31 protein-coding genes and 4 tRNA genes are annotated in these 25,680 nt (G+C 71.3%); 21 read left to right on the plus strand and 14 right to left on the minus strand.

The genetic code is table 11. From position 1 onward, the window contains the following. From JCO01S_RS16415 to JCO01S_RS06030, 3 genes are all read left to right on the plus strand, one after another. Window positions 1-168, plus strand: a 168-nt coding sequence (locus JCO01S_RS16415) for a DUF2017 family protein (protein WP_157074502.1), incomplete at its 5' end; no start/stop codon positions are given. Continuing rightward, window positions 165-983 carry a glutamate racemase gene (gene murI, locus JCO01S_RS06025; RefSeq protein WP_068252306.1) on the plus strand — a complete coding sequence of 273 codons (819 nt, stop codon included), beginning with the start codon at window positions 165-167 and terminating at the stop codon, window positions 981-983. The genes JCO01S_RS16415 and murI, both read left to right, overlap by 4 nt. Beyond that, window positions 980-1,747 carry an MBL fold metallo-hydrolase gene (locus JCO01S_RS06030; protein WP_068252309.1) on the plus strand — a complete coding sequence of 256 codons (768 nt, stop codon included), beginning with the start codon at window positions 980-982 and terminating at the stop codon, window positions 1,745-1,747. Before murI ends, JCO01S_RS06030 begins: the two co-directional genes overlap by 4 nt. Here JCO01S_RS06030 and JCO01S_RS06035 read toward each other — a convergent pair. Beyond that, on the minus strand, window positions 1,735-2,382 hold the full coding sequence (locus JCO01S_RS06035) for an HAD family hydrolase (RefSeq protein WP_068252312.1): 648 nt from the start codon (window positions 2,380-2,382) through the stop codon (window positions 1,735-1,737). The genes JCO01S_RS06030 and JCO01S_RS06035 overlap by 13 nt on opposite strands. 54 nt (window positions 2,383-2,436) lie before the next feature. Here JCO01S_RS06035 and JCO01S_RS06040 point away from each other — a divergent pair, with 54 nt between their 5' ends. After that, window positions 2,437-3,462: a S66 family peptidase gene (locus JCO01S_RS06040; RefSeq protein WP_068252314.1), complete on the plus strand. Its 1,026-nt coding sequence runs from the start codon at window positions 2,437-2,439 to the stop codon at window positions 3,460-3,462. On the opposite strand, the gene JCO01S_RS06045 is transcribed toward JCO01S_RS06040, so the two are convergent. After that, on the minus strand, window positions 3,452-4,321 hold the full coding sequence (locus JCO01S_RS06045; RefSeq protein ID WP_068252317.1) for an alpha/beta hydrolase family protein: 870 nt from the start codon (window positions 4,319-4,321) through the stop codon (window positions 3,452-3,454). The two genes, JCO01S_RS06040 and JCO01S_RS06045, sit on opposite strands and share 11 nt — an antisense overlap. Before the next feature lie 46 nt (window positions 4,322-4,367). Here JCO01S_RS06045 and rph point away from each other — a divergent pair, with 46 nt between their 5' ends. Continuing rightward, window positions 4,368-5,123 (plus strand): ribonuclease PH, encoded by a 756-nt coding sequence (gene rph, locus JCO01S_RS06050; protein WP_068252319.1) that lies wholly within the window; start codon window positions 4,368-4,370, stop codon window positions 5,121-5,123. Next, window positions 5,120-5,752, plus strand: a complete 633-nt coding sequence (gene rdgB, locus JCO01S_RS06055) for an RdgB/HAM1 family non-canonical purine NTP pyrophosphatase (protein ID WP_068252322.1) — start codon at window positions 5,120-5,122, stop codon at window positions 5,750-5,752. The genes rph and rdgB overlap by 4 nt, the downstream gene beginning before the upstream one ends. Window positions 5,753-5,757: 5 nt before the next feature. Here the strand turns inward: rdgB and JCO01S_RS06060 are convergent. The 5 genes from JCO01S_RS06060 to JCO01S_RS06080 form a co-directional block, all read right to left on the minus strand. Further along, a tRNA-Leu gene (locus JCO01S_RS06060) sits at window positions 5,758-5,840 on the minus strand. 25 nt (window positions 5,841-5,865) lie between these two features. Next, window positions 5,866-6,621 carry an energy-coupling factor ABC transporter ATP-binding protein gene (locus JCO01S_RS06065; protein WP_068252502.1) on the minus strand — a complete coding sequence of 252 codons (756 nt, stop codon included), beginning with the start codon at window positions 6,619-6,621 and terminating at the stop codon, window positions 5,866-5,868. Then, window positions 6,618-7,391, minus strand: coding sequence for a cobalt ECF transporter T component CbiQ (gene cbiQ, locus JCO01S_RS06070; RefSeq protein ID WP_068252325.1), 774 nt, complete (start codon window positions 7,389-7,391; stop codon window positions 6,618-6,620). The genes JCO01S_RS06065 and cbiQ overlap by 4 nt, the downstream gene beginning before the upstream one ends. After that, the gene (locus JCO01S_RS15880) at window positions 7,392-7,715 is read right to left on the minus strand and encodes a PDGLE domain-containing protein (protein WP_068252331.1); all 324 of its coding nucleotides are present in this window, start codon (window positions 7,713-7,715) and stop codon (window positions 7,392-7,394) included. Further along, a complete protein-coding gene (locus JCO01S_RS06080; RefSeq protein ID WP_068252334.1) occupies window positions 7,712-8,404 on the minus strand; it encodes an energy-coupling factor ABC transporter permease in 693 nt (230 codons plus the stop codon). Before JCO01S_RS06080 ends, JCO01S_RS15880 begins: the two co-directional genes overlap by 4 nt. A gap of 173 nt (window positions 8,405-8,577) precedes the next feature. Between JCO01S_RS06080 and bcp the strand changes: the two genes are divergently transcribed. Both bcp and JCO01S_RS06090 read left to right on the plus strand, forming a co-directional pair. After that, window positions 8,578-9,045, plus strand: a complete 468-nt coding sequence (bcp, locus tag JCO01S_RS06085) for a thioredoxin-dependent thiol peroxidase (RefSeq protein WP_068252337.1) — start codon at window positions 8,578-8,580, stop codon at window positions 9,043-9,045. Window positions 9,046-9,062: 17 nt separating this feature from the next. Next, window positions 9,063-9,383 carry a DUF3618 domain-containing protein gene (locus JCO01S_RS06090; protein ID WP_068252341.1) on the plus strand — a complete coding sequence of 107 codons (321 nt, stop codon included), beginning with the start codon at window positions 9,063-9,065 and terminating at the stop codon, window positions 9,381-9,383. A 60-nt stretch (window positions 9,384-9,443) separates the two neighbouring features. Here JCO01S_RS06090 and JCO01S_RS06095 read toward each other — a convergent pair. After that, a tRNA-Lys gene (locus JCO01S_RS06095) sits at window positions 9,444-9,519 on the minus strand. Between the two features lie 68 nt (window positions 9,520-9,587). Continuing rightward, a complete protein-coding gene (locus JCO01S_RS06100) occupies window positions 9,588-10,262 on the minus strand; it encodes a copper resistance CopC family protein (RefSeq protein WP_068252345.1) in 675 nt (224 codons plus the stop codon). Between the two features lie 105 nt (window positions 10,263-10,367). Between JCO01S_RS06100 and JCO01S_RS06105 the strand changes: the two genes are divergently transcribed. After that, window positions 10,368-10,443: transfer RNA gene (locus tag JCO01S_RS06105), tRNA-His, on the plus strand. A 40-nt stretch (window positions 10,444-10,483) separates the two neighbouring features. Here the strand turns inward: JCO01S_RS06105 and JCO01S_RS15885 are convergent. After that, window positions 10,484-10,624 carry a hypothetical protein gene (locus JCO01S_RS15885; protein ID WP_169796901.1) on the minus strand — a complete coding sequence of 47 codons (141 nt, stop codon included), beginning with the start codon at window positions 10,622-10,624 and terminating at the stop codon, window positions 10,484-10,486. A gap of 211 nt (window positions 10,625-10,835) precedes the next feature. On the opposite strand from JCO01S_RS15885, the gene JCO01S_RS06110 reads away from it, so the two are divergent. Further along, entirely contained in the window at window positions 10,836-11,888 is a 1,053-nt protein-coding gene (locus JCO01S_RS06110; protein WP_084342683.1) for a phosphatase PAP2 family protein, read from the plus strand. Window positions 11,889-11,915: 27 nt separating this feature from the next. Here the strand turns inward: JCO01S_RS06110 and orn are convergent, their stop codons facing one another. Further along, entirely contained in the window at window positions 11,916-12,539 is a 624-nt protein-coding gene (gene orn, locus JCO01S_RS06115; RefSeq protein WP_068252356.1) for an oligoribonuclease, read from the minus strand. Between the two features lie 67 nt (window positions 12,540-12,606). Between orn and JCO01S_RS06120 the strand changes: the two genes are divergently transcribed. Further along, complete coding sequence (locus JCO01S_RS06120) at window positions 12,607-13,902, plus strand: PrsW family intramembrane metalloprotease (RefSeq protein WP_084342691.1); 1,296 nt, start codon at window positions 12,607-12,609, stop codon at window positions 13,900-13,902. On the opposite strand, the gene JCO01S_RS06125 is transcribed toward JCO01S_RS06120, so the two are convergent. Beyond that, window positions 13,899-14,582: a 4'-phosphopantetheinyl transferase family protein gene (locus tag JCO01S_RS06125; protein ID WP_068252362.1), complete on the minus strand. Its 684-nt coding sequence runs from the start codon at window positions 14,580-14,582 to the stop codon at window positions 13,899-13,901. The genes JCO01S_RS06120 and JCO01S_RS06125 overlap by 4 nt on opposite strands. Window positions 14,583-14,664: 82 nt before the next feature. On the opposite strand from JCO01S_RS06125, the gene JCO01S_RS06130 reads away from it, so the two are divergent. The 3 genes from JCO01S_RS06130 (at window position 14,665) to JCO01S_RS06140 (ending at window position 18,229) form a co-directional block, all read left to right on the plus strand. Next, window positions 14,665-14,738 (plus strand) — tRNA-Arg (locus tag JCO01S_RS06130). Window positions 14,739-14,858: 120 nt separating this feature from the next. Beyond that, window positions 14,859-16,571 (plus strand): GTPase domain-containing protein, encoded by a 1,713-nt coding sequence (locus JCO01S_RS06135; protein WP_068252365.1) that lies wholly within the window; start codon window positions 14,859-14,861, stop codon window positions 16,569-16,571. Beyond that, window positions 16,568-18,229: a GTPase gene (locus tag JCO01S_RS06140; RefSeq protein ID WP_084342684.1), complete on the plus strand. Its 1,662-nt coding sequence runs from the start codon at window positions 16,568-16,570 to the stop codon at window positions 18,227-18,229. Before JCO01S_RS06135 ends, JCO01S_RS06140 begins: the two co-directional genes overlap by 4 nt. A 34-nt stretch (window positions 18,230-18,263) precedes the next feature. Here JCO01S_RS06140 and JCO01S_RS06145 read toward each other — a convergent pair whose 3' ends face one another. Beyond that, a complete protein-coding gene (locus JCO01S_RS06145) occupies window positions 18,264-18,518 on the minus strand; it encodes a PspC domain-containing protein (protein WP_068252367.1) in 255 nt (84 codons plus the stop codon). Between the two features lie 359 nt (window positions 18,519-18,877). Between JCO01S_RS06145 and JCO01S_RS06150 the strand changes: the two genes are divergently transcribed. The 3 genes from JCO01S_RS06150 (at window position 18,878) to JCO01S_RS06160 (ending at window position 21,796) form a co-directional block, all read left to right on the plus strand. Then, on the plus strand, window positions 18,878-19,351 hold the full coding sequence (locus tag JCO01S_RS06150; RefSeq protein ID WP_068252369.1) for a single-stranded DNA-binding protein: 474 nt from the start codon (window positions 18,878-18,880) through the stop codon (window positions 19,349-19,351). A 50-nt stretch (window positions 19,352-19,401) separates the two neighbouring features. Then, the gene (gene ettA, locus JCO01S_RS06155) at window positions 19,402-21,084 is read left to right on the plus strand and encodes an energy-dependent translational throttle protein EttA (protein ID WP_068252371.1); all 1,683 of its coding nucleotides are present in this window, start codon (window positions 19,402-19,404) and stop codon (window positions 21,082-21,084) included. A 106-nt stretch (window positions 21,085-21,190) separates the two neighbouring features. After that, the gene (locus JCO01S_RS06160) at window positions 21,191-21,796 is read left to right on the plus strand and encodes a pentapeptide repeat-containing protein (protein ID WP_068252374.1); all 606 of its coding nucleotides are present in this window, start codon (window positions 21,191-21,193) and stop codon (window positions 21,794-21,796) included. A 41-nt stretch (window positions 21,797-21,837) separates the two neighbouring features. On the opposite strand, the gene JCO01S_RS06165 is transcribed toward JCO01S_RS06160, so the two are convergent. Next, window positions 21,838-22,446 carry a TetR/AcrR family transcriptional regulator gene (locus JCO01S_RS06165; protein WP_068252377.1) on the minus strand — a complete coding sequence of 203 codons (609 nt, stop codon included), beginning with the start codon at window positions 22,444-22,446 and terminating at the stop codon, window positions 21,838-21,840. A gap of 85 nt (window positions 22,447-22,531) precedes the next feature. Between JCO01S_RS06165 and JCO01S_RS06170 the strand changes: the two genes are divergently transcribed. The 4 genes from JCO01S_RS06170 to moaA all read left to right on the plus strand — a co-directional run bounded on the left by JCO01S_RS06170 (window position 22,532) and on the right by moaA (window position 25,675). Further along, complete coding sequence (locus tag JCO01S_RS06170) at window positions 22,532-23,686, plus strand: acyl-CoA dehydrogenase family protein (protein WP_068252380.1); 1,155 nt, start codon at window positions 22,532-22,534, stop codon at window positions 23,684-23,686. Between the two features lie 71 nt (window positions 23,687-23,757). Beyond that, window positions 23,758-24,246, plus strand: a complete 489-nt coding sequence (locus JCO01S_RS06175; RefSeq protein WP_068252383.1) for a MogA/MoaB family molybdenum cofactor biosynthesis protein — start codon at window positions 23,758-23,760, stop codon at window positions 24,244-24,246. After that, window positions 24,246-24,683 (plus strand): molybdenum cofactor biosynthesis protein MoaE, encoded by a 438-nt coding sequence (locus JCO01S_RS06180; RefSeq protein ID WP_068252386.1) that lies wholly within the window; start codon window positions 24,246-24,248, stop codon window positions 24,681-24,683. The genes JCO01S_RS06175 and JCO01S_RS06180 overlap by 1 nt, the downstream gene beginning before the upstream one ends. Continuing rightward, window positions 24,680-25,675 carry a GTP 3',8-cyclase MoaA gene (gene moaA, locus JCO01S_RS06185; protein WP_068252508.1) on the plus strand — a complete coding sequence of 332 codons (996 nt, stop codon included), beginning with the start codon at window positions 24,680-24,682 and terminating at the stop codon, window positions 25,673-25,675. The genes JCO01S_RS06180 and moaA overlap by 4 nt, the downstream gene beginning before the upstream one ends. The last annotated feature ends 5 nt before the right edge of the window (window positions 25,676-25,680 follow it).

A 25,680-nucleotide genomic window follows, 5' to 3' on the forward strand; every position in this document is an offset into this window, starting at 1 on the left:
GGCGAGCGGCTCGGCCTGCGCACCGACGAGGACGCCACCCGCCTCGAGGAGGTCGCGACCGACCTCGGCCCCGACGACCCGGCCCTCTTCGTGCTGAGCGTCTACGACTTCTTCACCTGGTTGCAGGAGTCGCTCACCCGCGCCCTCACCGCCGGGGGCGGGGAGTGAGCCAGCAGGACCCGAGCGGGCCCATCGGCATCTTCGACTCCGGGTTCGGCGGGCTCACCGTGGCCCGGGCGGTCATCGACCAGCTGCCGCACGAACCCGTCGCCTACCTCGGGGACACCGCCCGCGCACCGTACGGCCCGCGCCCCATCGCGCAGACGCGCGGCTTCGCCCTGGAGTGCCTCGACCGGCTCGTGGACCACGGGGTCAAGCTCCTCGTCATCGCCTGCAACACCGCCAGCGCGGCGGTGCTGCACGACGCCCGGGAGCGCTACTCGGTGCCCGTCGTCGAGGTCATCCGCCCGGCGGTCCGCCGGGCCGTGCTCGCGACGCGCAACAACCGGGTGGGCGTGATCTCCACCGAGGGGACCCACCGTTCGCGCGCCTACCTGGACGCCTTCGCGGCCGCCCCGCAGACGCACGTGATCTCCCAGCCGTGCCCACGCTTCGTCGAGCTCGTCGAGGCAGGGACGACCTCCGGCCCGGACGTCCTCGAGGTCGCCCACCGCTACCTCGACCCCCTTCGTGGTGCGGGGGTGGACACCCTCGTCCTGGGCTGCACCCACTACCCGCTGCTGACCGGCGCCCTCTCCTACGTGATGGGTGAGGATGTCACGCTCGTCTCATCTGCCGAGGAAACGGCCAAGGGCGTCTACCGTGTCCTTGCAGACCAGGGTCTGCTGCGCCCCGAGTCGCTGCCGGAGCCGGAGCACGGCTTCACCACGACCGGCGACCCGGAGCGCTTCCGGGTCCTGGCCGGCCGCTTCCTCGGCCCCGAGGTGGCGGACGTGTTCGGCGACCGAGGAGGAGACGGGTGAGGCTGACCGTCATCGGCTGCTCCGGCTCCTTCGCGGGACCCGAGTCCCCGGCGTCGTGCTACCTGGTCAGCGCCGAGCACGAGGGGAGAACCCACCACCTGGTCCTCGACCTCGGCAACGGGGCGCTCGGAGCCCTGCAGCGGCACGTGGACCCGGCGGACGTCGATGCCGTGCTCGTCAGCCACCTGCACCCCGACCACTGCATCGACCTGACGGGGCTCTACGTCACCCGGACCTACCACCCCGAGGGCGTGCCCTCCGACCGGCTGCCCATCCACGGGCCGAGCCGGACCGAGCAGCGGCTGCACGAGGCCTACGAGGGTCTCGGGGCGGAGGGGATGAGCAGCGTCTTCGAGTTCCACACGCTCGCCCCGGGGACGCCGACCCGCATCGGGCCCTTCGTCGTCGACGCCTTCCCCGTGAACCACCCCGTCGAGGCCTTCGGCTTCCGGGTCACCGCCGACGGCGCCGTCCTGGCCTACAGCGGTGACACCGACACCTGCGAGGAGCTGACCCCGCTGCTCACGGGGGCGGACCTGGCGCTCGTGGACTCGGCCTTCGTCGAGGGTCGGGACGAGGTCCGTGACATCCATCTGACCGGGCGCAGGGCCGCTGAGGCGGCGGTCGCGGCCGGTGGCGTGCGCCGACTGATGCTCACGCACATCCCGGCGTGGAACGACCCGGAGGTCTGCCGGTCGGATGCCGCGGCGGTCTGGCCGGGCGAGGTCGAGCTGGCCCGCCCGGACACGACCTACGAGGTCTGAGCCGGGGCGAGGGCGAGCAGCCCGTGCAGCGACTCCTCGAGCCGGTCCGGTGCGGCCGACGCGAGGACGTCGCGGGGATGGGTGGCCTCCGGGCGGCACACGGCGTAGGTGGCCAGCCCCGCGGCGCGCCCCGCCTCGATGTCGTGCGTGGTGTCGCCGACCATCCAGCTCCCTTCTGCGCCGAGGGCCCCCAGCGCCCGGTGGATGACGTGCGGGGCCGGCTTGGCGGGGAAGCCGTCGGTGCCCTGCACGTGGTCGAGGTGCTCCGCGAGCCCCAGTGCCGTGACGAGATCGCGCGCCATCGCCGTGCCCTTGGTCGTGGTCACCGCGAGCAGCCAGCCGCGTTCCCGGAGCGTCGCCAGCACCTCCGGCACCTCGGCGAAGGGGGCCGAGCTGCGGGTGAAGCGCGCCGGGTAGATCCGGCGGTAGCTCGCCGAGAGCGCGGCCGGGTCACCGTCGGGTGCCAGCCGGGCGAAGGTGTCCTCCAGCGGCAGCCCGATGAGCGGGCGCACGAGATCTGCAGGTGGGACCGGCAGCCCGTGCTCGGCGATCGCCTCGCGCTGGCTGGCGATGATGTCGGGCAGCGAGTCCACGAGCGTGCCGTCGAGGTCGAAGCAGATCGCAGGTACAGGCATGGGGGAGACGTTAACCCGATCGACCTCGCCCCTACGGGCTGGTTGGATGGAGCCATGCCCGCGCGCCTGCCCGACCCCCTTCGCCCCGGTGACACGATCGCGGTCACCGCCCCCAGCAGCGGTGTGCCGGCCCCGCTGCTGCCGCGTCTCGACGCAGCCGTGGAGCAGCTGCGGGGGCGTGGCTTCGAGGTGGTCGAGGGTGCCTGCCTGCGCGAGGGGGAGCATCACGTCAGCGGTTCGAAGCAGGCGCGTGCCGACGAGCTCATGGCCTTCCTCGTCGATCCCGACATCGCCGCCGTCGTCCCGCCGTGGGGCGGCGAGACCGGGATCGACCTGCTGCCGCTGCTGGACACCGACCTGCTCGCCGAGTGCGAACCCTGTTGGTACGTGGGCTTCTCCGACACCACGACGACGATGCTCCCGCTGACGCTGCGTGCCGGGTGGGCGACGCTGCACGGGTGCAACCTGATGGACACGCCCTACGAGCCGGCGCCGGGGCTGCTGCACTGGCTCGACGTGGCCACGAGCGAAGGGGGGACCCTCACCCAGACCGCCGCGACGCACCGGCGCGCCGCAGGGTGGGACGACTACGAGGCCGATCCACGGGTGTCGCGGATGACGCTGACCGAGCCGACGCGGTGGCGCAGCCTCTCGGGGGAGACGGTGGACGTCGCGGGGCCGCTCGTCGGTGGCTGTCTGGAGGTGCTGTCGCCGCTGGCGGGGACCCCCTTCGGTGATGTGCCACGGTGGGCGGCGGAGCAGCCCGACCCACCCGTGGTGCTGCTGGAGGTGGCCGAGCGGGACGCCTACGACGCCTGCCGGATGCTGCACGGGCTGCGACTGTCCGGGTGGTTCGACCGGTGCGCCGGAGTCGTGCTCGGCCGCACCCCGGCGCCGGACTCACCGACGATGACCCACCACGAGGCGGTGCTCGATGCGCTGGGGGACCTCGACGTGCCGGTGGTCCTCGACATGGACTTCGGGCACCAGCAGCCGATGATGCCGCTCGTGCTCGGGGCGCCCACCCGGGTCGAGGTGAGCGCGGGGCACCAGCGGGTGACCCAGGACCTCAGCCGGTAGGTCGGTCGGACGGGTGACGATCTCCCGTGGCGCCGACGACCCACTCCGCGACCCGCTCGCCGATGATCTCGGGGGAGCGGGCGAAGGAGAAGTGGTTCACCGGCTTGCCCGGGTCGTCCGCGTCCTTGGTGAAGGTGAACCGCTCGGTGCGCGCCGAGGGCAGCTTCTCGATCAGGGCGTCGACGGCCGCCCGAGGAGCGAGGTGGTCGCCGTCGAGGTCGACGACGAGCACCGGCAGGCTCCGATCGCGCAGCGCCTCGCGGATCGGGTGGCCGTCCGGCGCCAGCCGGCCGGTGCGGGCGAACGCCGCCCACTCGCGCACCAGCGTGCGCGCCTGCCGGCCGCCGAAGCCGAGCCGCTCACCGGGCCAGTAGCCCACCACTCGCGAGACGAGCGACATGAGCTGGGTCTGGGCCAGGGTCTTCAGTCCCTGCTGCCGCCGCCAGAAGGGGGTGCCCGCGCCGATGAGCACCGCCGCGTCCGGCAGCGGGTGGCCGCCCGCGAGGTGGGCGAGCAGGACGTGCCCGCCGAGGGAGTGGCCGAGCAGGACGAGCGGGCCCCCGTGCCCGGCCCGGAGCTCGGCGACGACCTTCGGCAGCCAGTCGTGGGCGATCTGGACGTACCCGTGGTCGTGGTGGCGGTCCACGGCGGGCACCGCCTCACCCTGGCCGGGGTAGTCCGCGACGGCCGCCGTGACGCCGGTCCGGGCCAGGTCGTCGACGAAGGGCTCGTAGTAGCCGGCCGGCACGCCCATGGCGGGCAGCACGAGCACGACGGGAGCCTGCGCATCGGCGGCCCGGGCCGTGTGCAGCACCGTGCGGCCGCCGTCGGACAGGGGGATCTCCGCGTGCTGCTGCATGGGCCCGAGCCTATGGGACGTGCTCGCGGTCGTTAGCCTGACGGTCATGACTGAGACGCCACGACACGACGGACGCACCCCCGAGCAGCTGCGCGAGGTGCGTATCACCCGGAACTGGCTGGACCACGCGGAGGGCTCGGTCCTCGTCGAGTTCGGGCGCACCCGGGTGCTCGTCGCCGCCTCCTTCGAGGCCGGCGTCCCGCGTTGGCTGAAGGGCCAGGGCAAGGGCTGGGTCACCGCGGAGTACGAGATGCTCCCGCGCAGCACCAACACCCGGAGCGGGCGCGAGTCCCGCAAGGGCAAGGTCGGCGGCCGCACCCACGAGATCTCCCGCCTCATCGGTCGTGCCCTGCGCGCCGTCATCGACACGAAGGCGTTGGGGGAGAACACGATCGTCCTCGACTGCGACGTCCTGCAGGCGGACGGCGGTACCCGCACGGCGGCGATCACCGGTGCCTACGTCGCACTCGTCGACGCCATCGCCGACGCGAAGGTCCAGGGGCTCGTGCCCGAGAAGGCGCAGCCGCTCACCGGCTCGATCGCCGCGGTGTCGGTCGGCGTGGTCGACGGTCGTCCGGTCTGCGACCTGGACTACCCCGAGGACTCGACCGCCGGCACCGACATGAACGTCGTCATGACCGGCGCGGGGGACTTCGTCGAGGTGCAGGGGACGGCGGAGGGGACTCCCTTCGACCGGGGCGTGCTGGACCACTTGCTCGACCTGGCCGTTGGCGGCTGCGAGCAGCTGACGAGGGCCCAGGAGGCGGCACTCGCCGACACCCCGCGGGAGCGCGTCCGATGACCTCCCGGGTCGTGCTCGCGACCCACAACGAGCACAAGGTGCACGAGCTGCAGGAGATCCTCGGCGGGGCTGAGCTCGACGTCGAGATCCTCTCGATGGCCGCCTTCCCCGAGGTCGGCGAGATCCCCGAGACCGCGGTGACCTTCGCCGGCAATGCCGGCCTCAAGGCCGATCACGTCGCCCGACGCACCGACCTGCCGGCGCTCGCGGACGACTCCGGCCTGAGCGTCGATGTCCTCGGCGGCAGTCCCGGCATCTTCTCCGCGCGGTGGTCCGGGCTGCACGGCGGCGCCGACCTGCCCCGCGAGGAGAAGGACCGGCGCAACCTCCAGCTGCTCCTCGACCAGCTCGCCGACGTGCCGGACGAGCACCGCCGGGCCGCCTTCCGCTGCGCCGCGGTCCTCGCGCTCCCGGACGGCACCACCGTGACGAGCGAAGGGGAGGTCCCCGGCCTCCTCGTGCGGGCGCCCGTGGGGGAGAACGGCTTCGGTTACGACCCGATCTTCGTCCCCGATGGCGGCACCCGCACGCTGGCCGAGTACAGCGATGCGGAGAAGAACGCGATCAGCCACCGGGGTCGGGCCTTCCGGGCCCTCGCGGAGCAGCTGCCCCGCTACCTCACCGACTGAGCCGGTGCCGAAGGCGGGACTTGAACCCGCACACCCATCGGGCACGAGAACCTAAATCTCGCGTGTCTGCCTGTTCCACCACTTCGGCTTCGCACGCAGTCTAGGCGCCCGGCTCACCGCGGCCCCGGCGCCACGTTGGCCGGGTCGAAGCCGTACGGCAGCTCGAGCCGGTGGGCGGCCATCAGCTCCCGGTCCCCGAGCACCTCGGCCGTCGACCCGTCCCCGACGATCTCTCCGTCGGAGAGGACGACCGAGCGCTCGCACAGCTCGAGGGCGTAGGGCAGGTCGTGGGTGACCATGAGCACGGTGACCTCGAGGCGGCGCAGGAGGTCGGCGACCTCGCGACGAGCGGCCGGGTCCAGATTGCTGCTCGGCTCGTCGAGCACGAGGATCTCCGGCCGCATCGCCAGCACGGTCGCGATCGCCACCCGGCGCCGCTGGCCGAAGGAGAGGTGGTGCGGCGGGCGGTCGGCGAGCTCGGCCACGTCGACCGCAGCCAGCGCCTCCTCGACCCGCTCCTGCAGCTCCTGACCCCGCAGACCGAGGTTGCGTGGTCCGAAGGCGACGTCCTGGGCCACGGTGGGCATGAAGAGCTGGTCCTCCGGGTCCTGGAAGACGATGCCGACCCGGCGCCTGACCTCCAGGAGCGAGTCGTCGGCCACCGGCAGCCCGGAGATGGTGACGTGGCCCGAGTCGGGCCGCAGGATGCCGTTCAGGTGCAGCACGAGGGTGGTCTTGCCGGCGCCGTTGGGTCCGAGCAGGGCGACGCGCTCACCCGGGTGCACGTGCAGGTCCACCCCGCGCAGGGCCGCGTGGCCGTCGGGGTAGGTGTGTCGGAGGTGGCGCAGCTCGACCACGGGGGTGCTCATGCCCGCCACCCCATCACGAGCGTCGCCGCCGCGAGGAGGACGGCCACGAGCGGCAGCGCCAGGGCGCCCAGCCACACCCGGGAGCTCGCCGGGGCTCCGTCCCCGAGGTGCAGGTCGCCGCTGTACCCCCGCGAGAGCATCGCGAGATGCACCCGCTCGCCCCGCTCGAAGGAGCGGATGAAGAGCGCCCCGGCGGACTCGGCGACGACCGGCCAGGCGGCGAGCGAGCGGCCGGCGAAGCCCCGCGACTCCCGCGCGACGCGCATCCGGCGCAGGTCCCCGGTGACGACCTCGAGATAGCGCACCATGAAGGCGAGGATCTCCACGAGGCGCCGTGGCAGGCGCAGCCGCGCCATCCCGGCCACGAGGTCCGGCGGGCGGGTGCTCGAGGCGAGGAGCAGCGAGGCCAGGGCGCCGAGGGTCCCCTTCGCCAGCAGCGCCCAGGCCCCCCACAGCCCGGCGACGGACAGCGACAGCGGACCGACCTCGACCGTTCGCCCGACGGCCACGAAGGGCATGAGCACCGCGAAGACGACGAAGGGGACCTCGACGACGAGCCGCTTGGCCAGGAGGAGGGGGGACACCCGGGAGATCACGATGGCGACCGCGAGCACGAGGGCGTGCCCGCCGAAGGCCCAGATGGACTCCCGAGGGGTGGCCACGACCGCCATGACGAAGACGAGCAGCGCGATGACCTTCACATGGGCCGGGAGCCGGTGGACGGGGGAGTCGCCGGTGGGCCTCGAGGGTCGGTCGTGCCGACCGCCCACTCAGTCCTCCTCGGAGGATCCGGTGCCGCGGCGGTGCAGCAGCCGCGTCAGGCCGAACATGAGTACTCCGACGACCACGACGCCGATGATGCCGGCGAGCCCGCCGGAGAGTCGGTCGCTATCAACGCCGGCGATGCCGTAGTCGGCCAGCGGCGAGGCGGAGCTCGCGTGCTCTCCGGCCGTGTCGGCGAAGCCGAGCCCCGCCGCGACGTGCTCCAGCCCGTCGGGGGAGGAGGAGGCGTAGAAGGAGACGACGCCGGCCAGCAGCAGCGCGACGACGACGCCGACGAGGACCACGGTCCGCACCGTGGTGCGGGGCCTCATGCCGCCACCTCCCGGGAACCGGCGGTCGCGAGGTCGGCGGGGCGCCGCCCCACGCTCCCGGAGACCAGGTCGGGGCGCGTCGCGCTGATCGAGGCGACGACGAGGAAGGTGATGACCGACTCCCCGAGCCCGATGAGCACGTGCCAGCCGACCATCGCCGTGGTCAACGCCTCCAGCGGGATCGGCGCCTGCCCCCCGATCGCGTACAGACCGACGAAGCCCAGCGCCGCCACGGGGACGGAGACGAAGGCGCCGATCGCCGCGGCCACCGGCACCGACCCGGTCCGGCGCGGCAGCAGCGCGAGGGCGGCGCGGAAGGCCAACCACCCGACCCAGACGCCGACGATGCCCATGAGGGTGACATTCGTGCCCAGGGCGGTGATGCCGCCGTCGGCGAAGAGCAGTGCCTGGACCACGAGGACCACGCTCACGCAGAGAGTGGCCGTCCAGGGCCCGACGAGGACGGCGGCCAGTGCCCCTCCGAGCATGTGTCCGGAGGTCCCGGCGCCCACCGGGAAGTTGAGCATCTGCGCCGCGAAGATGAAGACCGCGACCATCCCCGCCATCGGTGCGCTGCGGTCGTCCAGGGTGGATCGGCTCCGCCACAGCGCGATCCCGATCCCGGCAGCTGCGATGACGGCGGTCCCCACGGACGTGGGGGCGTCGAGGAATCCGTCGGGTACGTGCATCGACGGACACTCCCTTCGATGGATGCGGCGAGGACCCTCCACTATTGCACAGGGCTCGCAACTCTGGATCCGTCAGCCGAAGGGGGCCGGGCCCCGTTCCTCGGCGGCCCCGTCGGCGGCGGGATAGGTTTGGGGGCGAACCACAGGCAACGACGGCAGATTGCGAGGAACTCGTGGCCGAGCGACTGGCTCCGGGCGATCCGGCCCCCGACTTCACCCTCCCCGACGACGCCGGCGGCTCGGTGTCGCTGTCGGACTTCCGCGGGAAGCGCGTCATCGTCTACTTCTACCCGGCGGCGATGACTCCCGGGTGCACCACCCAGGCCTGCGACTTCAGCGACTCCCTGGAGGCGCTGCAGGCGGAGGACACCGAGGTCGTGGGCATCTCGCCGGACGGCCCGGCGAAGCTCGCGAAGTTCCGCGAGCGCGATGGGTTGACCATCACACTGCTCTCCGACGAGGACAAGTCGGTGATGACGGCCTGGGGCGCTTATGGTGAGAAGAAGCTGTACGGCAAGGTCGTCGAGGGAGTCATCCGCTCGACACTCGTCGTCGGTCCCGACGGCGTGGTGACCCACGCCCGGTACAACGTGAAGGCGACCGGCCACGTGGCCCGGATCCGCCGCGACCTCGGCATCTGAGAAGGACGGAACACCGCGTGAGCAACGAGAACCCGAGCATGACCAAGCTCGAGAACGACATCGTGACCAGCCGCGACCGGCTCGCCCAGACGATCGACGAGCTCGCCGAGCGGGCGGCGCCGAAGAACGTCTTCGCGCGCCAGAAGGAGCAGGCCAAGGCCTCCTTCGACAACGCGACCCGCACCGAGTCCGGTGAGCTGCGCATGGACCGCGTCGCCATCGCCGGGGCCGTCGTCGGCGGGATCATCCTGCTGAAGCTGATCTCGTCCCGTCGTTCCAAGAACAAGAAGATGACCTTCGCGGACTGGGAGCGCCAGCGGGCCAAGCGCTCCTGGTGATCCGAGGAGCGGACACAGCAGCAGGGCCCCGGTCGCGATGACCGGGGCCCTGCTGCTTGGTGGTGCGCCAACAGGGACTCGAACCCCGAACCCGCTGATTAAGAGTCAGCTGCTCTACCACTTGAGCTATTGGCGCGCGAGGAGAGACATTAGCACCGTGGACGCCGGCTGCGAAATCCGGGTGCCGCAGGCTCCCTTCGGCCGCTATCCGCGGTGGTCGTCGAGGTCGATGTCCTCCTCCTCGGAGCTGCTTCGACGACCCCGGGCGAGCAGCGTGACGGCGATGATGACGAGGATCACGCCGAGTGCGCCCACGCCCCAGATCCACCCCGGCAGGCCGCTGTCCTCGCCGGAGGCGGGGGCGGCGGAGTCGCTCGGGCCGGAGGTGGCGCTCGGCGCCGCGCCCTGCGAGGAGCTGCTGGGGGAGCTGGTGCCGCTGGAGGTGCTCGTGGCGGAGTCCGAGTCCTGCTCGCCGCCCCCCGGCGCCGTGTAGGTGAAGTCGAAGGTTCCCGAGACCGGGTGCCCGTCGGCGCTGACGACCTTGTAGGTCACGGTGTAGTCGCCCTCGGGCATGTCGGAGTCCAGCGGCTGGTAGAGCGAGTCGCCCTCGACGTCGACGGAGCCCTTGGCGACGTCCGTCGAGCCGGTCTTGACGGTGACCTCGCTCAGGTCCCCGTTGACCACCTCGTTGAAGCGCAACATGATCTCCGGAGGGGCCGCGGTCAGGCTGGCGCCGTCGGCCGGGCTGGTCTTCTCCAGGCGCGCGTGCGCCGACGCGGGGGCCGAGACCACCACCTGCGCGCAGAGCAGTGCCAGGAGGCCCGCGAGCGCGGCGGCGACGCGGAGGACGGGCGGTCGGGTGGTCCGTGTTGTGCTCACCCGTCCATGGTGCCGGACGGTGCCCGAGGGGGTGGGGGGAGGTGCGTTCGGAGCACCGCGGGAGAGCCTGTACAGTGGTCCGCGCTGCCCCGGAGGGTGGCCACGGTGGGTGTAGCTCAGTTGGTAGAGCATCGCGTTGTGGTCGCGAGGGTCGCGGGTTCGAATCCCGTCACTCACCCCAGTGTCCTGAGCCGCGACGCCGTCCTACGAGGGGTCGCGGCTCAGGACTTTTCTGTCGTCGTGTCCCGGGCCCTCAGCGCTGCGGGACCTGCGATCTGGGAGGCGTAGAGGGCGCCGAAGAGCCAGCCGGAGCCGATGATCGCCCCGACACCCGTGAAGAGCAGGCTGACCCCTGCCGACATCCCGCTTCAGCCCCGTGTCGAGGTGGACGTCCACCTTGGTCGGGGGTGCTGGACACTCGTCATCGAGGTCCTCCTCGTCATCGTCGACGGGACCGGGGTCGGTCGGCCCCCTGGTCAGGACAGGGGGTGACGGTACTCCTGGCGCCCCCGGACGATGGCGCTCGTGGGGTGTCGATTAACCATTTGTATGCGAACACGTCATAATTGATCGATGCAGTTCGTCCGCAGGTCTCCCTACGGCGTGATCCTCATCGTGTCCTTCGTGGTATTGGTGGTCGCGCTCGTGGGGTCGCAGTCCGCGGGGATTCCGCTCCAGGACCCTGAGGGCTTCCTCGGACCTGCCTACATCCGTTTCCCGCTCCTGGCGATCGGTCTGCTCTCCGTGGCCATCGTGCCGATGGCGATCCAGCGGTACGGCTGGCGTCACATCCCGAGCGGTGTGGTTCAGGTGATCCGGTCCGAGTGGAGCTGGCAGCGGGTCCTGTCCATCGCGCTGGGTTTCTTCAGCTTCTACGTCTGCTACGTCTCCTACCGGAACCTGAAGAACTTCCTCCCGGTCTACCGGGAGGGTGTCCTCTACGACGAGCAGCTGCTGGACTTCGACAAGTGGATCTTCGGCGGGACCAGCCCGGCCATCATCCTGCACGAGCTCCTCGGGACGGACGTCGCGGCACAGCTGCTCTCCCTCGTCTACCTCTCCTACCTCCCCCTCGTGCCGATCACCCTCGCGATCGTGCTCGTGATGAGCCGCAGCCACGCGGTCGGGGCCTGGTTCGCCACCGCCGTCAGCCTGAACTGGGTGCTCGGCGCCCTCAGCTACTACCTGCTGCCGGCCCTGGGGCCCATCTACGTGCGCCCCGACCACTACACCGGCCTCGCGGACACCGGCGTGAGCGGGCTGCAGCAGGCGCTGCTCGGCAACCGTCTGGAGTTCCTGGCCAACCCCATGCACAGCGAGGCCATCCACGGCGTCGCCGCCTTCGCCTCGCTGCACGTCTCCGTGGCCTTCGCGGTGGCCCTCTTCCTGCAGCGCACCGCTCAGAGCCGGACGCTGCGTGTCATCGGGTGGACCTTCTTCGTGCTGACCTTCGTGGCGACGCTCTACTTCGGATGGCACTACATCGCCGACAACATCGCCGGCGTCGCCATCGGCTACATCTCCGTCTCGGTGGGCGCCTGGGCCACCGGGTGCAGCGGCTACCGGCAGGGCGCGACGGCGCCCTCCGGTCTCGTCGAGACCTACGGCAGCCGGCAGGCCGCCTGAGCGACGCCGGTCGGTCCGGGCCCCCGGTCAGTCGACAGTGTGCCGGGCCGCGATGTCCTTCAGCGCCGCGGTCTCCAGTCCGGGCTGTGGCCGGAAGACCGCCTCCCGGTAGTACCGCAGCTCCGCGATCGACTCGGTGATGTCGGCCAGCGCCCGGTGCCCTCCGTGCTTCTCCGGTGAGGCGAAGTAGGCCCGGGGGTACCAGCGGCGGGCCAGCTGCTTGATCGAGGAGACGTCGATGAGCCGGTAGTGCAGGTGGCTCTCGAGGTCGGGCATGTCCCGCAGGAGAAAGGCGCGGTCGGTGGCGACGCTGTTGCCGCCGAGCGGCGCCCTGCCGGCCTCGGGCACGAGTTCCTTGACGTGGGCGAGCACCGCATCCTCGGCGTCACCGAGGGTCATGCCCTCAGCGAGGACGTCGAGCAGGCCCGAGGTGGTGTGCATGTCTCGCACGAAGTCGTTCATCTGGGTCAGCGCCTCCTCCGGAGGCCGGATGACCACATCGATGCCTTCACCGATCTGCGTCAGCTCGTAGTCCGTGACCAGGGCGGCGACCTCGATGAGCGCGTCGTCGCGCAGGTCGAGACCGGTCATCTCGCAGTCGATCCAGATGATGCGTTCGGAGGAGGTGGAGGAACTCACGCCCGTCACCATAGCGATCCGCCCCACAGGAGATGGTTCGGACCACCGGGTTCGGCTCCCGGTGAACTACATTGCGGCCATGAGCACGCCCCCTTCGCACCAGCCGGCGTGGCACCGCGAACAGGTGGAGGCGGTCACCGGCGGACATCTGCGCCAACCGCCGATCCCGCAGCAACCACCTGCACCCCAGCAGCACCCGCAGGTACCGCAGCCCACGTGGCCGCAGCAGCGCTACACCCCGCAGTACGTGCCCACGCAGGCGCACGCGAACCCGACCGTCCGCCCGGGGCTGCGTACGTGGCTGCTCGCCGGGTCGATCGGCGTCGTCTCGGTCTTCCTCGCGATGCTCTTCGCGCTCTACTACGGCTTCAGCTTCGGTGTCGTGGCGACGCTGGTGGGGCTGATCTTCGCGCTCATCCCGCTGGTGATCGTGCTACCGATCTTCCTGTGGCTGGACCGCCTCGAGGCGGAGCCCTGGCAGTACCTCGTCACCGCCTTCCTGTACGGGGCGCTCGGCTCGACCTTCATCGCGCTCATCGTCAACACCTCGTTCGGGATCTTCCTCACGGCCTTCACCGACCCGGCATCCGCGGGCATGCTGGGCGCGGTCCTCGTCGCGCCGCCGGTCGAGGAGTCGGTCAAGGGCGTCTTCATCCTCATCATGTGGGCCGTCGCCCGGAAGCGCTTCAACGGGCTCACCGACGGCATCGTCTATGCCGGTGTCGTCGCGGCCGGTTTCGCCTTCACCGAGAACATCATGTACCTCGCCGGTGCCCTCCAGGAGGGTGGCGTTTACGGTTTCGCCGCCACGTTCGTCATTCGTGGAATCCTCAGCCCGTTCGGGCACCCGATCTACACGAGCATGATCGGGATCGGGATCGGCATCGCCGCCACGACGGGTTCGGTGGCCCTGCGCTTCGTGGCGCCCGTGGCCGGTTGGACCGCCGGGGTGGTGCTCCACGGTCTGTGGAACTTCAGCGCCGGCTTCGGTCTCGCCGGACTGCTCATCGGGCTCGGGGTCGGCTTCGTCATCTTCTGCTGCTTCGTCGGCTTCGTGGTCTGGACCCGCTCCCGTGAGGCCCAGATCATCACCGAACACCTGCGGCCCTACGTCGCGACCGGGTGGCTGGCACCGGCCGAGCTGTCGATGTTGAGCTCGATGAAGGAGCGCCGTCTGGCGCGCGGTTGGGCCCGCAACTACGGTCGGCCGGGCAGCCTGAAGGCGATGCGCGCCTTCCAGGACACCGCCTCGGAGCTGGCCCTGCTGCGCTTCCGCATGACCCGGCAGTTCGCGGACCCGGAGACCCTCCACGATGAGCTGGTGCTGCTGGACTCGATGACGGCGCGGCGCCGGGAGTTCGCGGGGGTCGGTTAGCCCCGGCCGAGGTCGATGCGCAGCGGTCGGTCGGTGAGAGCCGCGACGGCCGCCCGGTGGTCCTGGGCCTCCGGCTCGAGGTCGGCCAGCGTGGCGAAGGGGGGCCGGGGCTCCTCGGCGCGCCAGTCCACCATGGTCGGGGGCTGCGATGGTCCGCTGACGAGGACCTCCGCGGGGTCGACGACGAGCCCGTGGCCGGTCGCCTTGAGGATCGCCTCCTTGCGGGCCCAGACACGGGCCCGGGCGACGAGCAGCTCATGACCGGACAATCCGTCGAAGGCGGGCACCTCCTCGGGCGCCAGTGTGGCCGGTGCGAATCCCTCGAAGCCGGCGTCGTCGAGCTCCTCGACGTCGACACCCACGTCGACCCCTTCGGTGACGGCGACGATGGCCAGGTTCGCGGTGTAGGAGAGGGAGAAGAACCACCCGGGTGCATCGATGGGGCTCGGCTTGCCGTGCTGCTCACTGCCGCAGGTGGCGCAGCGCCGCACGAATGCCAGCTCGGCGGGGTCCCGATCGAGCAGCTCCCCGAGGGAGCGCCGCACGAGGGCATGGCCGGTGACGAAGGGGGTGGAGTCCCGCTTGCGCTCCGCCCGAGCGCGTTCCGAGGCATCGAGCACGGTGAGGTCGGCAGAGGACTCGCTGACGCGTGCCTCACGCACGAAGACACTCAGGGACATGTGCCGATCATGGCAGGTCGGTGTGGCTCATTACACTGTGACCCGTCCGCAGGTGCTGCATCCGCCGCCCTGCCGGGCGCCAGCCCCCGTAGCTCAGCTGGACAGAGCAAGGGCCTTCTAATCCCGAGGTCGCAGGTTCGAATCCTGCCGGGGGCGCTCGTGTCCTGGGTCGCGTCATCGTTGACACGGTGACGTGCCCCAGAGGTGCCCACCCCTGCAGCTCGCAGGTGATCCGTCGCGGCATGCGGGAGGGCCCCGGGCGTATATGTTGTGCCCATGGCGACGAGCGGCGACACCCGTGACCTGCTCGCCCGGGTGGTGGCACTGCGCGACGAGGTGGAGCGCAGCCGGCTGACCCTCGAGCTCGCCTCGACCCGCGAGGCGCGTGCCGAGCGCGAGGCATTGCTGGACCAGCTCGACGACCACGTCATCCCACGGCTGGAGTCCATCGACGCCCCGCTGCTCGCGGTGGTGGGTGGTTCGACCGGTGCGGGCAAGTCCACGCTGGTCAACTCGGTGCTGCGCCAGGAGGTCAGCCGGCCGGGCGTGCTGCGTCCGACGACGACGAGACCGGTCCTCATCCACCATCCCGAGGACGAGGCGTGGTTCCGGGAGAGGAGGGTGCTCCCTTCGCTCCCGAGGGTCACCGGAGCGATCGACCCGGAGTCCGGCGCCCGTACCCTGCAGCTCGCGCCGACGGAGCTCGTCCCGCCGGGCATGGCGATCCTGGACGCCCCGGACATCGATTCGGTCGTCGCGGCCAACCGGGAGCTGGCCGCCCAGCTGCTCGCCGCGGCGGACCTGTGGATCTTCGTGACGACGGCGGCTCGCTATGCTGACGCGATCCCGTGGCACCTGCTGCGGCGGGCCGGCGACCGGGGTACCGCCGTCGCGATCGTGCTGGACCGGGTGGACCGCCCCGCCATGGCGGAGATCAAGTCCCATCTCAGCGAGATGCTCCGGGAGCAGGGGATGGGCACGACGCCGGTCTTCGCCGTCCCGGAGGTGACCCTGGACCCCAACGGACTGGTCCCCGACGAGGACATCGAGCGGGTGCGCTCCTGGCTGCACGCGCTGGCCGTCGACGAGCAGGCCCGCGCGAGCATCGTCCAGCAGACCCTCGACGGGGCGGTGCGCTCGATCGAGGAGCGCGTCGCCGCCCTCGTCGAGGCCGCCCGCGGTGAGCGGGAGCAGGTCAGTGGACTCGCGGCCGCCGCCTACCTCGCCTATGACGAGGCGGAGGAGGGTGTCGGCGAGGGGATGCGCGACGGGCAGCTGCTGCGCGGAGAGGTCCTGGCCCGGTGGCAGGAGTTCGTCGGCACGGGGGAGTTCTTCCGGCGGGTCGAGCGCGGTGTCGCCCGGCTGCGTGACCGCATCGGCGCGGCCGTGCGCAGCGGACCTCCGCCCTCACGGGAGCTGGACGAGGCCCTGCAGAGCGGCGTCAGCGCGATGATCGTCTCCGCCGCGGACACCGCGGCCGCCGACCTCACGCGCACCTGGCGGGGCACCGAGGCGGGAGAGGTGGTCCTCGCCGGTCACCCGGGCCTCTCCCGCTCCTCCGCCTCCCTCGAGGGCGACGTGGAGCGGCTCGTGCGTGACTGGCAGTCCGACGTGCTCGACATCGTCCGCTCCGAGGGCAGCAGCCGACGGGTCAATGCCCGGATCGCGGCCTACGGGGTCAACGGCGTCGGGCTCTTCCTCATGCTCGTCTCCTTCGCGCACACCGGCGGTGTCCTCGTCGCGCCCGAGGTCGCCATCGCCGGCGGTACGACAGCGCTGGCGCAGAAGGTGCTCGAGGCGATCTTCGGTGACCAGGCCGTGCGACGGATGGCCAAGCGCGCCCGGGAGCTGCTGCTGGAGCGGGTGGCCGACCTGTACGGGAGGGAGCGCGGGCGCTACACGGCCCTGCTGGACGGGGCCGCGCTCAGCGAGGCGCAGATCCGCAGGCTCGAGCGGGCCAGTCAGTCGATCGGGGAGGTGACGTCGTGAGCGGGGCCGTCCCCCTTCGTGCGGATCGCGCGGAGGCGCTCACCACCGAGGAGCTGGCCACGCGGGTCGATGCCCTCTCCGGCGCCCTGGACGCCGGAGGTGACCGCTTGGACCCGCGGGCGGCGGAGGACGCCCGCGCCGTGGCGGAGAAGGTCTCGGAGCGCACCCGGATCGTCGGGGGCCACACGGTGGTGGCCCTCGCCGGCGCCACCGGGTCGGGCAAGTCATCCCTCTTCAACACCCTCGTGGGTGCGGACGTGGCCACGGTCGGGATGCGACGGCCGACGACGTCGACACCGACGGCCGCGGTGTGGGGCACGGAGCCGGCGGGCGAGCTGCTCGACTGGCTCTCCGTGGGCAGCCGTCACCAGGTGCCCCCCGACGAAGGGGACGACCTCGACGGGCTCGTGCTGATCGACCTGCCCGACTTCGACTCCCGGCAGGTGGAGCACCGGGCCGAGGCCGAGCGCGTCCTCGAGCTCGTCGACGTCTTCGTGTGGGTGACCGACCCGCAGAAGTACGCCGACGCCGTGCTGCACGAGGATTACGTGGGCGTGCTGCGCGAGTACGGCGCGGTGACCGTCGTCGTGCTCAACCAGGTCGACCGGCTGCCCCGGGGCGGTGCCGACGAGGTGAGCGCGGACCTCTCCCGGCTGCTCACGCGCGACGGCCTGACCGACCACGAGGTGATCGCGACCTCCACCCTCAGCGGCGCAGGCACGCAGACCCTGCGCGCCCGGCTGCAGGAGGCCGTGGAGCGCTCCGACGCCTCGCGGCACCGGCTGGCCGCGGACCTGCGCTCGGCGGCCGAGTCCCTCTCGGCATCGGTGGCGGAGGGCGAGCCGCGGATCCCGCGACGGGCCGGCGGGGAGCTGGTCGACGCGCTCGCTCGCACCGCCGGGGTACCGACGGTCGTGGACGCGGTCGCCAGGGACCACCGGTTGGCGGCGTGGGCGCAGACCGGGTGGCCCTTCACCCGCTGGGTGCACGCCCTCCGGCCGGCACCGCTGCGCCGGCTCCGGCTGGACCGGGAGCGCGACCCCGATGCGCCCGACATCACCGACCGGGACGTGCGCGCGGTGCTGGGCCGCTCGTCCCTCCCGCCCCCGGCCCCGTCGGCGCGGGCCTCCGTCGACCTGGCGGTCCGGCGGGTCGGGGCGCAGGCCGGCGAGGGGCTGCCGACCCGGTGGGCGGACGCGGTCGCGCACGCGGCACGACCGGTCGAGGACGATCTCGCCGACGAGCTGGACCTGGTCCTCGTGCGCACCCCGCTGCGTGGTCGTCGACCGCTGTGGTGGGCAGTCGCGGGGGCACTCCAGGCGATCCTCGCGCTCGCGGCCGTCGTGGGCCTGGTCTGGCTCCTGCTCGGCGGCATCGTCGCGTGGTTGCAGCTGCCCGAGCTGCCCCGGGTCGAGGTCGTGGGGGCGATCACCCTGCCCTTCGTGCTGTTCGTGGGCGGGCTCCTGGCGGGGCTGCTGCTCGCCGGCCTCTCCCGGTGGCTGGCCGGCCTCGGCGCCCGGCGGCGGGCCAGGGACGCGGACCGGGCCCTGCGCAAGGCCATCGGTCAGGTGGCACGGGAGCAGGTCCTGGACCCGGTCGAGCGGGTCCTCGCCGACCACGCCCGGACCCGGGAGGGCCTGGCGGTCGTCGCCGGCTGAGACACCCCGGGCGTTGCGTCGAGCAGGACGGGCGTCAGGCCCCGTCGCGGCGCCCTCCCAGGGCCTCCTCGAGCGGGATGCTGCCGTCCTGCCACGGTGTGACGGCCCAGGCCACGAGGTACGCGGCGACGCCGACGACCGGCAGGCAGAAGGAGATGAGGACCAGCAGGCGCACCAGCCACACGTTGAGGCCGGACTGCTCGGCGAGACTTCCGCAGATCCCTGCCACGAGACGTTTCGGCCCTCGCCGGAAGCCCAGACCACGGATGGATTCGAAGACGCTGTTCATGGCCTCGACGCTAGGCGTGCTCGGCCTCGCGCGCAGTGGGGGTAGCCCCCGAGTCGGACGTGGGACCAGCACCGGCTCGGGTCAGCGCACGACGACGGTCGAGCGGAGCAGTGCCCGCCACGGTGCGCGCCTGCCGGGCCGGCCGCGGCCGCGGTCCGAGCCGCGTGCCGCAGCGCCCCGAGGCCACGGTTGCACTTCACAACCGGCGGCAGGTGCTGAGCGCTCCGCCCACATCCCCTCGCCGCGGTCCGGCGTCGTCCACAGGTGTGGTCCGCCCCTCCGAGTGCGTCCGGTGCCGAGGCGAAGGTGGTGGCACGCGCCCGGCGACGAGGCCGGGGCGTCACCGAAAGGGGAGTGCCATGAACGAGACCGAACTGACCATCGGCGGCCGGGTCGTCGCCGACCCGGAGCACCGGACCACGCGGGCGGGGATGCAGTTCACGATCTTCCGCATCGCGAGCACCGTGCGGCGGCGCAACAAGGAGGGGGTCTTCGTCGACGTGTCGACGAGCTTCTACAACGTCGCCGCGTACCGGTCGCTCGGGATGAACGCCTTCGCCTCGCTGCGCAAGGGTGACCCGGTGGTCGTCCACGGCCGCCAGACCGTCAACTCCTGGCAACGGGCCGACGAGTCGTGGGGCAGCTCGGCCGAGATCGAGGCGATGAAGATCGGCCACGACCTGACTTACGGCACCACGCAGTACGCCAAGTCCGGCACGGGCAGCGTCGAGGCCGACAGCGAGGAGGAGGCCCGGCGGGCCGACACGGGGGCGCCGGACCCGTTCGTGGCCGGGAGCGAGGAGCACGAAGGGGGTGTGCCACTGTCGGCGTGAGCCTGGCCGACGATTCGGGCGTGGGGGCGGGGAGTGGATAGCCTGCCTCCATGGCCGACTACATCTACACCATGGTGCGTGCGCGCAAGGCGCACAACGAGAAGGTCATCCTCGATGACGTCTCGATGTCCTTCTTCCCCGGAGCCAAGATCGGGATGGTCGGCCCCAACGGGGCCGGCAAGTCGACCATCCTGAAGATCATGGCCGGGCTGGACCAGCCGAGCAACGGCGAGGCGAGCCTCAAGCCGGGCGCGACGGTGGGCATCCTGCAGCAGGAGCCGCCGCTGAACGAGGAGAAGACCGTCCTCGGCAATGTCGAGGAGGGCGCCGGCGAGATCAAGGCCAAGCTGGACCGGTACAACGAGATCTCCGAGCAGATGGCCGACCCGGACGCGGACTTCGACGCGCTCATGGAGGAGATGGGCAAGCTCCAGGAGGACATCGACCACGCGGACGCGTGGGACCTGGACTCCCAGCTGGAGCAGGCCATGGACGCGCTGCGCTGCCCGCCGGCCGACGAGCCGGTCACCAAGCTCTCCGGCGGTGAGCGCCGCCGCGTGGCGCTGTGCAAGCTGCTCCTGCAGAAGCCGGACCTGCTGCTACTCGACGAGCCGACCAACCACCTGGACGCCGAGTCGGTGCTGTGGCTGGAGCAGCACCTCGCGGAGTACCCCGGTGCCGTCGTCGCCGTCACGCACGACCGGTACTTCATGGACAACGTCGCGCAGTGGATCGCCGAGGTCGACCGCGGACGCCTCTACCCCTACGAGGGCAACTACTCCACGTACCTGGAGAAGAAGCAGGAGCGCCTGCAGGTCCAGGGCAAGAAGGACGCCAAGCTCGCCAAGCGGCTGAAGAACGAGCTGGAGTGGGTCCGCTCGAACCCCAAGGCGCGCCAGAGCAAGAACAAGGCGCGACTCGAGCGCTACGAGGAGATGGCGGCCGAGGCGGAGCGGACCCGGAAGCTGGACTTCGAGGAGATCCAGATCCCGCCGGGCCCGCGCTTGGGCAGCAAGGTCATCGAGGTCACCGACCTCAAGCAGGGTTACGGCGAGCGTGTGCTCATCGACGACCTGTCCTTCACGCTTCCGCGCAACGGCATCGTCGGTGTCATCGGTCCCAACGGCGTCGGCAAGACGACCCTCTTCAAGACGATCGTCGGCCTCGAGGAGCCGATGGGCGGGACCGTCGACATCGGGGACACCGTCAAGCTGTCCTATGTCGACCAGTCCCGCGCGGGGATCGACTCCGAGAAGAACGTCTGGGAGGTCGTCTCCGACGGTCTGGACCACATCCAGGTCGGCAACGTGGAGATCCCCAGCCGCGCCTACGTCAGCCAGTTCGGCTTCAAGGGCCCGGACCAGCAGAAGAAGTCCGGCGTGCTCTCCGGCGGTGAGCGCAACCGGCTCAACCTGGCCCTGACGCTCAAGCAGGGGGGCAACGTGCTGCTCCTCGACGAGCCGACCAACGACCTGGACGTCGAGACGCTCGGCTCGCTGGAGAACGCACTGCTGTCCTTCCCCGGTTGTGCCGTGGTCATCTCCCACGACCGGTGGTTCCTCGACCGCGTCGCGACCCACATCCTCGCCTACGAGGGCACCGAGGAGAACCCGACCGCTTGGTACTGGTACGAGGGCAACTTCGAGGGCTACGAGGCCAACAAGGTCGAGCGTCTCGGTGAGGAGGCCGCGCGCCCCCACCGCGTGACCCACCGCCGCCTCACCCGCGACTGAGCCCCGCTCCGAAACGAAGGGCGTTCGCCCCCCGATCCGGGGGCGAACGCCCTTCGTCGTGTGGTGCGGGACGGTGGTGGGCGGGGACGCTCGGTAGCGTGCGGGCATGCCGTCACTCACCGAGGAGATCGCTGGTCGCTCCAGCGTCGTCGAGGAGGTCCTCACCGGCTCCCTGGCCGAGGGGGACGTGCTCGGGGACGTCGAGCTGGTCGGCTGCACCCTCCGCGACACGGAGCTGGCCGGAGCCACCCTCGCGCGGGTGCGGTTGGAGGGCTGCACGCTCGAGCGGGTCGACCTGTCCCGGCTGCGGCTCCCCGACTCCGTGGTGGACGGGTGCACGTTCACCGGCTGCCGGGCGCTCGCGACGTCGTGGTCGATGCAGCGGGCCCCGACCCTGGCGCCCGAGCCCTCGAGGTGGGTGGACTGCCAGCTGTCGATGGGCAGCTTCAGCGGGCTGGACCTCACGGGCGCGCGCCTCACGAGGTGCGTCTTGACCGAGGCCGACTTCGACGAGGCGGTGCTGCGCGAGGTGGTCTTCGACGACTGCTCGCTCGCGGGCGCCAGGTTCGTGCGGGCCGACCTGCGGGATGCCGACCTGCGCACCGCGCGTGACTACGCCATCGACCTGCGTGAGGCACGGGCGAAGGGGATGCGCGTCGACCCGGTCGGGGCGCAGGGGCTGCTCGCCCCCTTCGGCGTCGACGTCGGGTGAGCGGGGGGGGGGCGGTGGACGAACGCCGCGGCGCGAGGGGATCACCCCCTCGCGGCCCCCACCAGACGCAGGGCCAGCATCGCGTAGGTCTCGCCGATCTCCTGCTGCGTGCGTCGCACGCCCGGGTGGTACCACCGCGCCACGTCGACCACGAGGGAGAGGGCGGCCAGCGCCGTGGACTGCGGGTCGGTCACGTCGAACTCTCCGCTCGCGACGCCGTCCGTGATGATCCGCTCCACCACCGCGTCGATCTCGCGCCGGAGGGTGAGCACCTCGCGACGGTGCTCGGGGGAGAGGTGACGGAACTCGTACTGGACGATGCGCGCCACCTGGTGCTCGCGCACGTGCCACCGGACGAAGACCGAGATCACCTCCGCCAGCGCCTCGCTCGGGGAGGCCGCGGTCTCGGCCGCCTGCGCGAGGGCGTCTCGGGCCTGGCTGTGACCGACCCGGCTCAGCTGGAAGAGCAGGTCCTCCTTGCTCGCGAAGTGCACGTACACCCCGGCGGGGGACAGGCCCGCGCGGGAGGCGATGTCCCGCGTCGTCGTGCCATGGAAACCCTTCTCCGCGAAGGCATCCGCGGCCGCCTCGAAGAGGCGTCGCACGGTGGGGTTGTCGGGCACGGTCTGGCTCGGAGTGGTCGCGGACACTTTGACAGCATGCAGGGCGGGCAGGAGACTAAGCAAGCGCTTAGGCCCCGTTTCCGCACGTCACGTGCCAGAGAGGTGACAGTCCATGCCCCGCAGCATCTACGACCAGGACCACGAGTCCTTCCGGTCCTCCGTCCGTGAGTTCGTCGACCGGACGCTCGTGCCCCGGGCCGAGTCGATGATCGCCGAGCACACCATCCCGCGGGAGGTCTGGCTCGAGGCGGGCAAGCAGGGCTTCTTCGGGCTGACCATCCCCGAGGAGTTCGGTGGTGCCGGGATCGATGACTACCGCTTCAACGCGATCCTGGGGGAGGAACTGGGGAAGTTCAACGCCGCCACCTCCTCCTGCTTCGGCATCCACGGGGACATCACTGCCCCCTACATCGTGGCCCTGGGGACGCAGGAGCAGAAGCAGCGCTGGCTCCCGCAGGTGGCCTCGGGAGAGAAGATCCTCTCGATCGGCATGACCGAGCCCTCCGGCGGCTCCGACCTGGCCGCGCTGAAGACCACGGCCGTCAAGGCCGACGATGGCTCCGGGGACTGGATCATCAACGGGTCCAAGACCTTCATCACCAACGGGTACCAGTGCGACCTCGCGGTGGTGGCCGTGCGCACCGACCCGACCAAGGGTGCCAAGGGGATCTCGCTCTTCGTCCTCGAGAAGGAGGACGAGGGCTTCACCAAGGGCAAACCGCTGGACAAGGTGGGCCAGCCGGAGTCCGACACCTCCGAGCTCTTCTTCGACAACGTCCGCGTCCCTGCCGACCGGCTCCTGGGGGATGAGGGGATGGGCTTCATCTCGATGATGCAGAAGCTCCCGCAGGAGCGCCTCGGCAACGCGGTCGGGAACATCGCCAATGCCCGCCAGATCCTCGAGGAGACGATCGAGTACACCAAGGAGCGCAAGGCCTTCGGCCAGCCGATCGGCTCCTTCCAGCACAACAAGTTCAAGATCGCCGAGCTGGTCACGAAGGTCGAGGTCACCGAGGCCTACATCAACGACTGCGTCATGGCCCACACCGAGGGCGACCTCACAGCGGTGGACGCCGCCAAGGCGAAGTGGTGGGCCGGCGAGATCCAGTGCGACGTCCTCGACGAGTGCGTGCAGCTGCACGGCGGGTACGGCTTCATGAACGAGTACCGCGTCGCCCGCGCCTGGAAGGACGCCCGCGTGCACAAGATCTGGGCGGGCACCAACGAGATCATGAAGGAGCTCATCGGCCGCGATCTCGGTCTCTGAGCACCCTGTTGGTGGGTTCCCGACGTGACCTGAGACACTGGGGGAACCCACCAACACGAAGGGGGCAGCCGATGGTCGTCGCCCACGTCATCACCGTCTCCGACCGGGTCGCCCGCGGCGAACGGGAGGACCGCTCAGGGGAGCTCGCCCGTGACGCACTCACCGGAGCCGGTCACCAGGTCACCTCCAGCGTCGTCGAGGACGGCGTGGAGTCGGTATCCCACTCGCTGCACGCCGCGCTGACCGCCGGCGCCCGGGTGATCATCACCTCCGGCGGCACCGGGGTCCATCCGAAGGACCGCACCCCCGAGGGGACTCGCGCGGTCATCGACCGTGAGATCCCCGGCATCGCCGAGATGCTGCGGGCGGAGGGCGCCAGGAAGACCCCGATGGCGGCGCTGAGCCGCGGCCTCGTCGGAGTCGTCGACGACTCCGCGACGTCGGAGGGGGCCGTCATCGCCAACCTCCCCGGCAGCCCGAAGGGGGTGGACGAGGGGCTCTCCGTCATCGTGCCCCTCCTGCCCCATCTCATCGACCAGCTGGACGGGGGTGACCACTGATGAGCATCGTGCGAGCAGAGGTGACCGCGGAGGCGATCGACCTCACGGCGGCCCTGGCCGACGTCGACGACGCGACCCACGGCGCCGTCGCCTCGTTCGTCGGCCAGGTGCGCGACCACGACCCCGAGGTCCGCGGCCCGGTGGCCTCGTTGGATTACTCCTGCCACCCCGACGCCCCGGCGATGATCGAGTCGATCGTCGCGGAGGCACTGGCTTCGGCGGACCCACACGGGGATGCGCGCGTCGTCGCGCTGCACCGGGTCGGTCACCTCGAGATCGGGGACCTCGCGCTGGTCGTGACGGTCGGCACCGCCCACCGCGGCCTGGCCTTCGAGGTCTGCCGCGCCGTCGTGGAGGCGGTCAAGCACGAGTTGCCGGTGTGGAAGAAGCAACACGGGGCCCACGGCGGCCACGTGTGGTCGGGGATGGCCTCATGAAGCCGCTCATGGACACGCACGGTCGGCTGCACCGCGACCTGCGCATCTCCCTCACCGACCACTGCAACCTGCGCTGCACCTACTGCATGCCCGCCGAGGGGGTCCCGTGGATCCCCAAGCAGGAGCTGCTGACCACCGAGGAGCTGCTGCGGGTCGTCGGGATCGCCGTCGACGCGGGCATCGAGGAGGTTCGGCTGACCGGGGGCGAGCCACTACTGCGCCCGGACGCGGTCGACATCGTGGCAGGAATCTCGGCGATGGAGAGCGCGGCCGGGCCCGTCGAGGTCTCGATGACCACGAACGCCCTGCGCCTGCCGAAGCTGGCCCAGCCGTTGAAGGAGGCCGGTCTCGCCCGGGTCAACATCAGCCTGGACACCTTGGACCCGGAGCGCTTCAAGGCGATGAGCCGGCGGGACCGTTTCGCCGACACCATGGCCGGCATCGACGCCGCGGACGAGGCGGGCTTCCACCCGCTGAAGGTCAACACGGTCCTGCTGCGCGGGGTCAACGACGACGAGCCGGTCCGGCTGCTGCACTGGGCGCTGGAGCGCGGCTTCGAGCTGCGCTTCATCGAGCAGATGCCCCTCGACGGCGGCCATGAGTGGAAGCGCGCGAACATGATCACCGGGGCGGAGATCCTGGAGAAGCTGCGCACCGAGTTCACCCTCACCGAGGTACCCGGGCGGGGCGCGGCGCCCGCCGAGCTCTTCCACGTGGACGGCGGACCCGCGAAGGTCGGCGTCATCGCGTCCGTGACGATGCCCTTCTGCGGGGCGTGCGACCGGCTGCGGCTGACGGCGGACGGTCAGCTGCGCTCGTGCCTCTTCGCACGGGGCGAGACCGATCTGCGGGGCCCGTTGCGCGACAACGACGACCCGAACGAGATCGTCGACCTCATCCACTCCTGCCTGGCGGGCAAGAAGCCGGGCCACGGGATCAACGAGCCCGGCTTCCTGCAGCCACCGCGCCCGATGAGCGCCATCGGGGGCTGACCGGC

The organism is Janibacter corallicola NBRC 107790, assembly GCF_001570965.1.
Taxonomy (GTDB): domain Bacteria; phylum Actinomycetota; class Actinomycetes; order Actinomycetales; family Dermatophilaceae; genus Janibacter; species Janibacter corallicola.